The following is a 10,992-nucleotide window of genomic DNA, read 5'->3' on the forward strand; positions in this document are numbered from 1 at the left end:
CCCCGCCACCCCCGCCCCCACCACGGCCACCCGCCGCCCCGGCTTCGGCCCCGGCCGACGCGACGGCGGGACGGACCCCCCGATGGAAACGGCGCCGAGTGTCGTCACGTCGATTCTCCCCACTGCTCCCGCACTCCCGGCCGCCCGCGGCGGCCCTGCACCCGTCATTCGGAGGCCCCCGCCGCGCGGATTGCTCCGAACGGGAACGCGCCGTCCCCGGCCGGGCCCGCCGGGTGCCCGGCCGTCGTCGTCGGGCGCTCAGCCGCCGTCCCCGGGGGCTCGGCCGCCGTCCAGCACCTCGGGCAGCCGCCGCTGCGCCGCGTCCGCCAAGCGCCCGAACTCCCGGCACAGGAAGGGCTCCGCGAGCCGCGCCACCCCGTGGAAGCGCAGCCGGGCCCGGTAGTGGACCACCGCCCCCGCCCCGCCCGGCCCCGGCCGGACGGTGATCTCGTCGACGGCCGTGACCGTCCGGTTGCGCCCGACGAACAGCACCTGGTCCGGCCCGCGGTCCACCAGCTCGTACACCAGCTCGGTGCGCCGCCCGCGGAACACCGAGACGTTCCGCCACCGCGCCCCCGGCCCCGGGGCGCCGGTGCCGATCCGGACGCACTCCGCGGTTCCCGGGTCCCACTCGGCGGCGTGCGCGAAGTCCGCCAGGTAGTCCAGCACCTCGCCCGCCGCCCGGCGGACCGGGATCTCCCGCACCACCTCGATCACCGCTGCCTCCTCGGCCGTAGGGACGTCCGGGGGATTCGGAGCCGGGCCCGGTACGGATGGGTGGCGGCGGTACGGGGTGGGGCGGGGGCGGGCGGGGTGAAACGCTGCACCAGCGCTGCGGGTGGGCATCATCGGCCCGGCGGCGGGACGTTCGTGGGGGGAGGGGTACACGCGGTGGGCGCGGCCCGCCGCACCGAGAGGAGAACCGCCATGCACCCCCACGACGAACCGGTCGCCGACCGCCGCCTGTCCCGGATCCACCGCTTCGGCGCGGGCCTGTGCGCACTCCTGCTGCTGGCCTTCGGCGCACTCGGCCTGGCCGACGGCCTGCCCTTCTTCGGGACGCACGGCGAACACGTCGCCGGACTGTCCAGCAACGGACTGCTCAGCGTCGTCTCGATCGGCACCGCCGCCGTCCTGCTCACCGCCGCGCTGCTCGGCGGACGCGCCGCCTCCACCGTCACCATCGTGGTCGGCACGCTGTTCGTGCTGAGCGGCTTCGTCAACCTCGCCCTGCTGGAGACCTCGGCCAACCTGCTCGCCTTCCGTCTCCCGAACGTCCTGTTCAGCTTCGCCATGGGCCTGCTGATCGCCACCTTCGGGATGTACGGCCGGATCAGCGGCGGCCTCCCGCACGACAACCCGTACTGGCGCCGCCGCCACCCGGAGGCCGTCGCCACCGCCACTGCCGTCCCGGCCGTCCCGGCGGTCGGCCCCGCCGTCCGGCGGGCCGCGCTGCCCGGCGACCGGGGCTGACACCCGCACCCCTCCCTCCCCTCCCTCGCCGAGAGGCGGCAGACCCGATGGACACCCGACTGACCCCGCGGGAGCAGCTCCTGCTCGCGGAGATCGAGCACCACCTGCGCCGGAGCGATCCCCGGCTGGACCGGCGGCTGGACCGCCCGCCCGGCCCCGCCGCCCGCCTGGCCCACCGCCCGGGCCCGCTCGTCGCGGCCGTCGCCCTGCTCGCCACCGTGACGGCCGCCGGCGCCCTGTGGGCGGGCGCCGGCGGCCCCCACCCCCTGCCGGCCGTCCTGCTCGCCGCGGCGGCCGCCCTGCTGTGCGTCCTCGCGCTGCGCCGGCTCGCCCGCCTGCGGCTGGGGTGACGGGCCCGCCGCCCGCTGTCCCCGGAGGCCGCCCGCGGCCGTCCCGGGGGCGGCGTTGCACCCTGTGGTGGAACCGGGCGGGCGGGCCGTGTCCCCTGCGGGGGCGGGCAGTTGGACCGGGCGTGACAGAGCCCGCGCATACCAGCCCGCTGCCCGTGGTCCGCCTCCAGTGGGGGCTGTTGCAGCCCCTGCTGGCGGTCCTCTCGGAGGCCCGCGTCCCGCTCCGGCCGGGCGACCTGGAGCAGTTGCAGCACGCCGCCACGATCGGCCCCGAGTTCGCCCACGCGCTGGCCCGGTGGATCCGCGACGCGCACACCGCGGCCGCGGCCCCCGTCCGGCGGCCGGCGGACGTCCGCGCCCTGGCCCCGCGCCCCGAACGCCCCGCCCTCGGCGGGCCCGGCCCCGCCGCCGTCGCGGACCGGCACGCCTCCTGACCGCCCGCCGCCGCCCGTACGGCCACCGGGGCGGACCACTCGAACGTCGCGGCCCGCGTAACCGTCGCGGGCCGTGGCCCGTTGAACGGAGCATGCCCGTGATCAACGAACCGCGCCGCCCGCAGGGCGGGCACCCGGTGGCGACGCCCCCGCGCGTCCCCGAACCGGCGGATCCCCACCCCCGGCCCGTCGGCCCCCCGTCGAGCGGACACCAGGCCGCCGCCCAACTGCTCGGCCTGCGCGAGGTGGTCCTCCCCGCCGCCGTGGTCGCCGCCGCCGACCTGCTGCTCGGCGACGCCCTCGGCAGCGACGACCCCGTCACCCGCGAAGCCGCCGCCGCCACCCGCGGCCGCCTGCGCGCCGCCCTCGGCCTGGGGTAGCGCCCGCGCCCCGGCGTCGGCCCGTGCGGGAAAACGGGTGGCCGGGGCGGGGGGCGGGGGCGGAGCATGGGGCCATGGCCAGACGTCTGATGTTCGTGCAGTTGAAGACCGGTCACGGCACCGACCGCGGGCCCTCGTGGATCGGGTGGGTGGACTTCTCGAAGACCTGGAGCACGGCGTACTTCCGGGGGCGGACGCTGCGCCGGGCCAAGGGGCTGTCCGCGGCGAACTTCCAGGACGCCGAGACCGGGGAGGAGTTCTGGCTCTCCGCGCCGAAACGGGACCGTACCGACACCCGCTACGGCCCGGCCGGCACCGAGGTCGAGCCGGAGGCCGCCGAGGTCTACCGGGCCTTCCTGGCGGGCGCCGCGCTGCCGGGGCGGGAGAACGGCTGAACGGGGGCGCCGGGCAGCCGTGCTGACGGGGCGTCGGTGCGGGCACGGGGCCGGGGCGGTGGTGCGGGTGCGCGCCGGGCCGCACCGGTCAGGAATCGAGAAGCCCCGGGCGGGCGGCGGGGCCTAGCGTCGGGGGTATGACAGACATCGAGAGCATCACCCTGGACGTGGCCGACCCCGTGGCGGCCGCCCGTTTCCACGCCGACGCGTTCGACCTCGGCGAGGACCGGCTGAAGGTGCGGGCCGCGGCCGAGCCGTCCGAGGGGTTCCGCGGGTTCACGCTGGCCCTGACGGTGCCGCGGCCCGCGGACGTGGACAGCTTCGTGGCGTCGGCGGTGGCCGCCGGGGCCGCGGTGCTCAAGCCCGCGGCGAAGTCGCTGTGGGGGTACGGCGCGGTGGTGCAGGCCCCGGACGGGGCGATCTGGAAGCTGGCGACCTCGGCGAAGAAGGACACCGGCCCGGCCACCCGGCGGATCGAGGAGTTCGTGCTGCTGATCGGGGTGGCGGACTTCGCGGCGACCAAGCGGTACTACGTGGATCGCGGGTTCGCGGTGGCGAAGGGCTTCGGGCGGGTGTACGCCGAGTTCGCGGCCGGGACGGGCGCGGTCAAGCTGGCCCTGTACCGCCGCCGGGCGCTGGCCAAGGACCTCGGGGTGGCCCCGGAGGGCGGCGGCTCGCACCGGCTGACCGTCAACGGCGGCGGCCCGGAGGCGTTCACCGACCCGGACGGTTTCCGCTGGGCGCCGGCCGGTGCGCGGGAAGCCGGTGTGCGGGAGACCGGTGCGCGGGAAGCCGAAGGGCGGGCCGCGGCCTGAGCCGGAATCCGGCCCCGGGCTGCCGGAGGGCTGCCGGAGGGCGGTCGAGTGACGGTTATTCAGTTGCCTTCTGCGGGGGAGCGGTTAGGGTGGCCCGTCATGTCTGCGACCTCCATGGACGACCTCCTGCACCCGCCGACGACTCCCTACGACAGCGGGTTCCTCGACACCGGGGACGGGAACCGCATCTACTACGAGCAACTCGGCGATCCCGGCGGCAAGCCCGCGCTGTACGTGCACGGCGGGCCCGGCGCGGGGGCGCCGCGGCGGGCCACCCGGGCGTGGGACCCGGCGCGCTACCGGGTGATCCGCTACGACCAGCGCAACTGCGGGCGCAGCACGCCGCACGCCAGTGACCCGGCGGCGGACATGGCGCTGAACACCACGCAGCACCTGGTCGACGACATGGAGCGGCTGCGCGAGCACCTGGGCATCGAGCGCTGGCTGCTGGACGGCGCGTCCTGGGGCTCGACGCTGATCCTGGCGTACGCGCAGCAGCACCCGGAGCGGGTGAGCGAGATCGTCATCCAGGCGGTGACCACCACCCGCCGGGCCGAGACCGACTGGCTCTACCACCGGGTGGGCGCCTTCAAGCCCGAGGCGTGGGACCGCTTCCGGGCCGCCGTCCCCGAGCACGACTGGGACGGCGATGTGTACGCCCTGCTGGCCGCCTACGCGCGGCGGATGGAGCACCCCGACCGGGCGGTGCGGGCGGCGGCCGCCGACGCGTGGCTGGCCTGGGAGGACGCGGTGATCTCGGACGAGCCGAACGGCGTCCCCGGCATGTACAGCGACCGGGAGGCCGACGACCGGATCGCGTTCGTCCGGATCTGCGCGCACTTCTTCAGCCGCGGCGCCTGGCTGGCGGAGGACCAACTGCTGCGCGGGGCGCACAGGTTGGCGGGCATCCCGGGCGTGCTGGTGCACGGCCGGTACGACATGGGCAGCCCGGTGCAGACCGCCTGGGAGCTGGCGAAGGCGTGGCCGGACGCCCGGCTGCACATCTTCGACGACTCCGGGCACATCGGGGGCGAGGCGATGCGGCGGACGGTGTTCGAGGCGCTGGAGGAGTTCAAGCTCCGCTGAGCCGGTGCCGCCCGGGTGCGTGCACGACGCGGGCCCGGGCGGCACCGGCCCGGGCGGTCACTTCTGCCAGCCGACCGAGGTGATCACGGTGCTGGCGAGGCTGCCGGCCCCGTAGTTGGCCAGGCCCTTGCGGACGGCGACGATGCTGGGGCGCTGGTAGAGCTCCAGGGTGTGCCCGAGCTCCCAGATCTTCGCGTCGGCCTGGTTGTACAGCTCGGCGGCCTGCGCCGGGTCGAGGGTGGCGGCGGCCTTGCGCAGCAGGGTGTCGATCTCGGGGGTGCTCAGCTTCGAGTAGTTGCCGAACACGTTGTCGCCCTGCGGGGCGCGGTAGATCGCCACCGTCTGGGAGAGCGGGAAGGAGTCGGTGTTGCGCCAGCTGGCCAGGTCGAACTTGCCCTGGTTGACGTACTTGGTGAAGTACTCCTTGCTGGACACCTTGTCGATGGTCAGCTTGACGCCGACCTGCTGGAGCATGTTCTGCGCGGCGGAGGCCAGGTCGGTCTGCGCCTGGTTGGAGCCGTCGCTCAGCACGTAGTGCAGCTCCAGCGGCTGCCCGTCCTTGCTGCGGGTGCCGCCGGCGTCCTTCCAGCCCGCCTCGTCCAGCCACTTCTTCGCGGTGGCCGGGTCGTAGGAGGCCCAGTCGGCGGAGTTGTTCCGGTACCCGTTCTGGTTGGTCATGAACAGGTGGTTGTCCAGCGGCTTGAACTCCACCGGGACGCCCTTGTTGGCGATCTTGATCAGCGAGGCGCGGTCCAGCGCCCGGCCGAGCGCCTGGCGGACCTTCTGGTCGGCGAGCGGGCCGTTGCCGCCGAAGGAGATGTGCACCTCGTCCCAGGGGGTGCCGGTGCGGATCGCCGCGTCGGGGGCGTCCTTGAGCTGGCCGTAGGAGGCCGCGCTGCCCGCCGAGGCCAGGTCGACCTCGTTGTTCAGGAACGCCTGGGTGATCGCGGCGGGGTCCAGCACCCGGTAGGTGATCCGGTCCAGCTTGGGCTTGGGGCCCCACCAGCGCGGGTTGGGGGTGAGGGTGATGGTCTGCGCGGTCTTGTCGGCGTTCGAGACCACGAACGGGCCGCCGAAGACCGGGGTCTTCTCCACCCAGCCCTCGTTGAAGTCCTGCGGGGCGGAGAGCCCGGAGGCGGGCAGCAGCGGGTTGAACAGGTTCTGCCAGTCGGCGTACGGCTCGGCGAAGGTCACCTTGACCTCGCTCGCGTCCGCGCCCTGCTCGACGGCGGATATCTGCTCGTAGCCGGAGGGGTCGGCGATGTTGTACGCCGGGTCCTTGCCGTTGGACGCCTTCCAGACCGCCGCGAAGTCGCGGTAGCCGATCGGGGTGCCGTCCGACCAGGCCGCCTTCGGGTTGAGCTTGTACGTCACCACCTGCGGCGAGGTGGAGGTGACCTCGGCGGAGGCCAGGTAGGCGGGGTCGGGGTGGTAGACGCCCTTGGCGTCGACCCGGAAGAGCTTGGCCTCCACGTAGCCCATGATCTCCACCGCGTCCCCGTACCTGCCGTCGACCTGGTACGGGTTCCACTGGGTGATCCACTGCTGGAGCGGGAGGCGCAGTTCGCCGCCGTCCTTGAGGTTCTCCAGCGGCTGCGGGTTGTTGTCCTCGGCGTCCACGGTGGGCGCCACGGTCTTGGCCACGTCGCCGCCGGAGCCGCCGGAGGAGCTGCAGGCGGTCGCGGCGAGCAGGACGGCGAGGGTCGCCGCGGCGGTGCGGCCGAGCCGGCGGGCGGCGCGGCCCGGGGCGGGGGCGGCGGCCGGGCCCGGGGCGGTGGCCTGGGCGGACGTGGCGGACGGTGTGCGCATCGGCGGAGTCCTCGGATTTCGAAGAGTCGGGGGCCGCCAGGTGTGGCGGCGCTTGATGGTGGGCAGCCAAGTCGGTGCCGACGCGCCGAACGTAACAGCCCGTCAGCCACCCCACCAGGGGTGCGTGCGCAGAACTGATCGAAACGAAACGCGGCGCAACACCACCGCAACACCCCGTCCGCACCCGTCTGATCAGCTGTGACCAGCGGGTTCACCGGACCGGACGGACCCGCCGACGCGGCGGGCTCTGGACGGGCCGCCCGGAGTGGCGTACAACTGCTGCGCGAAAGTGCGTCAAACACCGTACGAGCGAAGGCAAATGACCATGTTCCCCAGGTGTGCGAACCACACCGGAGGCACGCCGTGACGCGATACCTCGCGGGGCGGCTCGGCTACTACGCCGCCCTGCTCACCGCAGCGGTGTTCCTGTCGTACGCCCTCACCGCCACCGCCCTCGGCCCCCGGGCCTACTTCGAGGCCAAGCAGCCGCGCCCCGCCGCGGCCGCCGTCGACCGCCAGCTCACCGCGCTCAACCTCAACGATCGCACCCCCGTGGTCGAACGCTTCGGCACCTGGGCGAACGGACTGCTGCACGGCGACCTCGGCCGCACCATCCACGGCACCGACGTCAACGACGAGTTCGGCCGCCGGATCTGGGTCTCGCTGCGGCTGCTGCTGGTCGGCAGCCTGCTCGGCATGCTGCTCGGCGTCGCCGCCGGGGCGTGGAGCGCGGTGCGCCAGTACCGGCTCTCCGACCGGCTGCTCACCGTGCTCTCCTTCGTGCTGCTCTCCACCCCGGTCTTCCTGCTCGCCCTGCTGCTCAAGAACGGCGCGATCGCCGCCAAGGACGCCGCCGGGCACGAGGTGGTCCCGTTCACCGGCTACGAGACGCCCAACCTGGCCGGCGGACTCGGCACCCACCTCGCCGACTGGGCGCTGCACCTGCTGCTGCCCACCCTCTCGCTCGCCCTCGGCGGCCTGGCCACCTACAGCCGCTACCAGCGCGCCACCATGCTCGACGTGCTCGGCGCCGACTACCTGCGCACCGCCGAGGCCAAGGGGCTCACCCGCGGCCGGGCCCTGCTCAAGCACGGCCTGCGCACCGCGATCATCCCGATGACCACCATGTTCGCCTACGCCTTCCTCGGCCTGTTCACCGGTGCCGCCTTCACCGAGACCATCTTCGGCTGGCACGGCATGGGGGAGTGGTTCATCCAGGCCGTCAACGAACAGGACGTCAACTCGGTGGTCGCGGTCAACCTGTTCGCCGCCGTGGTCGTCCTCGCCGCCGGCTTCCTCGCCGACGCCCTGCACGCCGCGCTCGACCCCCGGGTGAGGACCGCATGACCGCCGAACTCACCGCACTCACCGCGCAGTCGGCCGGCGAAGCGCCCGCACCGCGCGGACGGCTGCGGCTGGCCGCCGCCCGGCTGGCCGGCTCGCGCGGCGCCGTGGCCGGGCTGGTCGTGCTGGTGCTGCTGTTCCTGCTGGCCTTCGCCGGGCCCTACCTGACGCCCTGGGACTACGCCGCGCCCGACTACGCCAGCCTGCGCCAACCCCCGTCCGCCGCCCACTGGTTCGGCACTAACGGGCTCGGCCAGGACGTGTTCGCGCAGACCGTCCGGGGCCTGCAGAAGTCGCTGGTGATCGGCCTGCTGGTGGCGGTCCTCTCCACCGGGCTGGCCTCGCTGGTCGGGGCCTGCGCCGGGTACTTCGGCGGCTGGACCGACCGGGTGCTGACCTTCCTGGTCGACCTGCTGCTGATCTTCCCGGCCTTCCTGGTGATCGCGGTCCTCTCGCCCCGGCTGCGCGGCAGCGGCTGGATCGCCTTCGTGCTGCTGCTCGCCGTCTTCAACTGGATGATCACCGCCCGGGTGGTCCGCTCGATGACCCGCTCGCTGCGCGAGCGCGAATTCGTCGCCGCCGCCCGCTACATGGGCGTCGGACCGTTCCGGATCATCTGGCGGCACGTGCTGCCGAACGTCTCCTCCTTCCTGATCATCGACGCCACCGTCACCGTCGGCGGCGCCGTGATGAGCGAGGCCGCGCTCTCCTACTTCGGCTTCGGCGTCCGCCCGCCCGACGTCTCGCTCGGCACCCTGCTGGCCGCCGGCGCGAGCGACGCCCCGGTCTTCCCCTGGCTGTTCTACTTCGCCGCCGGACTGCTGGTGCTGTTCGTGCTCGCCGTCAACCTGGTCGGCGACGGCCTGCGCGACGCCCTCGACCCGACGGCCGCCGCCGGACGTACCCGCCGCACCCGCCGGGGCGCCCGCCGCCCGCTGCACCCCCCGGCCGGGAGCCGGACCACCGCCACCCCACCGCGCCGGAGCACCCCATGACCGTCCCGACCGCCCAGGCCACTCCGGTCGCCCCCACCGCCCCGCTGCTCGCCGTCCGCGACCTCACCGTCGACTTCGGCGGCCACCCGGCGGTCCGCGGCGTCGACCTCGAACTGCACCGGGGCGAGACGCTCGGACTGGTCGGCGAGTCCGGCTCCGGCAAGTCCGTCACCGCGCTCGCCGTGCTCGGCCTGCTGCCCGCCACCGCCCGCACCGGCGGCTCGGTCCGCCTCGACGGCCGCGAACTGCTCGGCCTGCCCGCCCGGCAGCTCGCCGCCGTCCGCGGCCGCCGGATCGCCATGGTCTTCCAGGACCCGCTCTCCGCCTTCACCCCCGTCTACCGGATCGGCGACCAGCTCGCCGAAGCCGTCCGGGTCCACCAGGACCTCGGCCGGGCCGCCGCCCGCAAGCGCGCCGCCGACCTGCTCGACCTGGTCGGCATCCCCGACCCGGCCCGCGCCCTGGACGCCTTCCCGCACGAGTTCTCCGGCGGCATGCGGCAACGCGCCATGATCGCCATGGCGGTGGCCAACGACCCCGACGTGCTGCTCGCCGACGAGCCCACCACCGCCCTCGACGTCACCATCCAGGCCCAGGTCCTCGAAGTGCTGCGCACCGCCCAGCGCGAGACCGGCGCCGCCCTCGTCCTGGTCAGCCACGACCTCGGGGTGATCGCCGGCAGCGCCGACCGGGTCGCCGTCATGTACGCCGGACGGATCGTCGAGACCGCCCCCGTCGACGACCTGTTCGCCGCCCCCCGGCACCCCTACACGCTCGGCCTGATCGGCGCCGTCCCCCGCCTCGACGGCCCCGGCCGCGCCCTGGTCCCGATCCCCGGCGCCCCGCCCGCCACCGGCGAACCCCCCACCCCGGGCTGCGCGTTCGCCGCCCGCTGCCCGCTCGTCGAGGACCGCTGCCACCAGGACGAACCCCCGCTGACCGCCCTCGCCGGGCCCGCGGCGGCCGTACCCGCCGACGGCGCCGCACCGCCCCGGCCCGCCGCCCACCTCGCCGCCTGCGTGCGCGCCGCGCACCTCGCCGCCGTCCGGCCCGCCCCCGCCGAGGTGTACCCCGTCCCGGAGCTGCCCGCCGCCGCCGTGCGCCCGCGCGCCGAACGCCCGGACGTGCTCACCGTCCGCGGCCTCACCCGCAGCTTCCCGCAGCGCCGCGGCGGCCTGCTGCGCCGCCGGGCCGGCGAGGTGCACGCCGTCGACGGGGTGGACCTCGACATCCGGCAGGGCGAGACGCTCGGGCTGGTCGGCGAGTCCGGCTCCGGCAAGTCCACCACCCTGTACGAGATCCTGCGGCTGGCGGCCCCGCAGGGCGGCCGGATCGAACTGCTCGGCCAGGACACCGCCGCCCTCGACCGGGCCGCCGCCCGGCGGCTGCGCTCCCGGGTGCAGATCGTCTTCCAGGACCCGGCGGCCTCGCTCGACCCCCGGATGCCGATCGGCGACGTGCTCGCCGAACCGCTGCTCGCCCAGCGCACCCCCGCCGCCGAGGCCCGCCGCCGGGTGCCCGAACTGCTGCGCCAGGTCGGCCTCGACCCCGCGCACGCCGACCGCTACCCGCACGAGTTCTCCGGCGGCCAGCGCCAGCGGATCTCCATCGCCCGAGCCCTCGCCGTCCGCCCCGACCTGCTGGCCCTGGACGAGCCGGTCTCCGCCCTCGACGTCTCCGTCCAGGCCGGCGTGCTCAACCTGCTCCAACGGCTGAAGGCCGAACTCGGCCTCGCCTACCTGTTCGTCTCGCACGACCTGTCCGTGGTGCGCCACCTGGCCGACCGGGTCGCCGTCATGTACCTCGGCCGCACCGTCGAGACCGGCACCGCCGACCGGGTCTTCACCCACCCCCGCCACCCCTACACCCGGGCCCTGCTCGCCGCCGTCCCCCGCCCCGACCCCGTCGCCG

General features: G+C 75.1%; 12 protein-coding genes. 10 read left to right on the forward strand and 2 right to left on the reverse strand.

Annotation, left to right across the window (positions count from 1 at the left end):
* Positions 1-258: 258 nt before the first annotated feature.
* Entirely contained in the window at positions 259-717 is a 459-nt protein-coding gene (locus tag IH44_RS0136550) for an SRPBCC family protein (protein WP_030464143.1), read from the reverse strand.
* A gap of 210 nt (positions 718-927) precedes the next feature.
* On the opposite strand from IH44_RS0136550, the gene IH44_RS0136555 reads away from it, so the two are divergent.
* The 7 genes from IH44_RS0136555 to pip all read left to right on the forward strand — a co-directional run bounded on the left by IH44_RS0136555 (position 928) and on the right by pip (position 4,933).
* Positions 928-1,473 (forward strand): DUF4383 domain-containing protein, encoded by a 546-nt coding sequence (locus IH44_RS0136555; RefSeq protein ID WP_030464144.1) that lies wholly within the window; start codon positions 928-930, stop codon positions 1,471-1,473.
* Positions 1,474-1,520: 47 nt separating this feature from the next.
* Positions 1,521-1,823, forward strand: a complete 303-nt coding sequence (locus IH44_RS0136560; protein WP_030464145.1) for a DUF3040 domain-containing protein — start codon at positions 1,521-1,523, stop codon at positions 1,821-1,823.
* Positions 1,824-1,945: 122 nt separating this feature from the next.
* The gene (locus tag IH44_RS0136565) at positions 1,946-2,257 is read left to right on the forward strand and encodes a hypothetical protein (protein WP_157852588.1); all 312 of its coding nucleotides are present in this window, start codon (positions 1,946-1,948) and stop codon (positions 2,255-2,257) included.
* Between the two features lie 98 nt (positions 2,258-2,355).
* A complete protein-coding gene (locus IH44_RS0136570; RefSeq protein ID WP_030464147.1) occupies positions 2,356-2,637 on the forward strand; it encodes a hypothetical protein in 282 nt (93 codons plus the stop codon).
* 74 nt (positions 2,638-2,711) lie between these two features.
* Positions 2,712-3,032, forward strand: coding sequence for a hypothetical protein (locus tag IH44_RS0136575; RefSeq protein ID WP_030464148.1), 321 nt, complete (start codon positions 2,712-2,714; stop codon positions 3,030-3,032).
* 137 nt (positions 3,033-3,169) lie between these two features.
* Positions 3,170-3,847: a glyoxalase gene (locus tag IH44_RS0136580; protein WP_051818062.1), complete on the forward strand. Its 678-nt coding sequence runs from the start codon at positions 3,170-3,172 to the stop codon at positions 3,845-3,847.
* A 114-nt stretch (positions 3,848-3,961) separates the two neighbouring features.
* A complete protein-coding gene (pip, locus tag IH44_RS0136585; protein WP_030464150.1) occupies positions 3,962-4,933 on the forward strand; it encodes a prolyl aminopeptidase in 972 nt (323 codons plus the stop codon).
* A gap of 57 nt (positions 4,934-4,990) precedes the next feature.
* Here pip and IH44_RS0136590 read toward each other — a convergent pair whose 3' ends face one another.
* Positions 4,991-6,742, reverse strand: a complete 1,752-nt coding sequence (locus tag IH44_RS0136590) for an ABC transporter family substrate-binding protein (RefSeq protein ID WP_232795237.1) — start codon at positions 6,740-6,742, stop codon at positions 4,991-4,993.
* Positions 6,743-7,105: 363 nt separating this feature from the next.
* Here IH44_RS0136590 and IH44_RS0136595 point away from each other — a divergent pair, with 363 nt between their 5' ends.
* From IH44_RS0136595 to IH44_RS0136605, 3 genes are all read left to right on the forward strand, one after another.
* Positions 7,106-8,089, forward strand: coding sequence for an ABC transporter permease (locus IH44_RS0136595; RefSeq protein WP_030464152.1), 984 nt, complete (start codon positions 7,106-7,108; stop codon positions 8,087-8,089).
* Positions 8,086-9,081: an ABC transporter permease gene (locus IH44_RS0136600; RefSeq protein WP_081967346.1), complete on the forward strand. Its 996-nt coding sequence runs from the start codon at positions 8,086-8,088 to the stop codon at positions 9,079-9,081. Before IH44_RS0136595 ends, IH44_RS0136600 begins: the two co-directional genes overlap by 4 nt.
* The coding region (locus IH44_RS0136605) for an ABC transporter ATP-binding protein (protein ID WP_051818066.1) at positions 9,078-10,992 on the forward strand (1,915 nt) is incomplete at its 3' end. The genes IH44_RS0136600 and IH44_RS0136605, both read left to right, overlap by 4 nt.

The sequence above is a fragment of the Kitasatospora sp. NRRL B-11411 genome, assembly GCF_000721345.1.
GTDB lineage: Bacteria > Actinomycetota > Actinomycetes > Streptomycetales > Streptomycetaceae > Kitasatospora > Kitasatospora cineracea.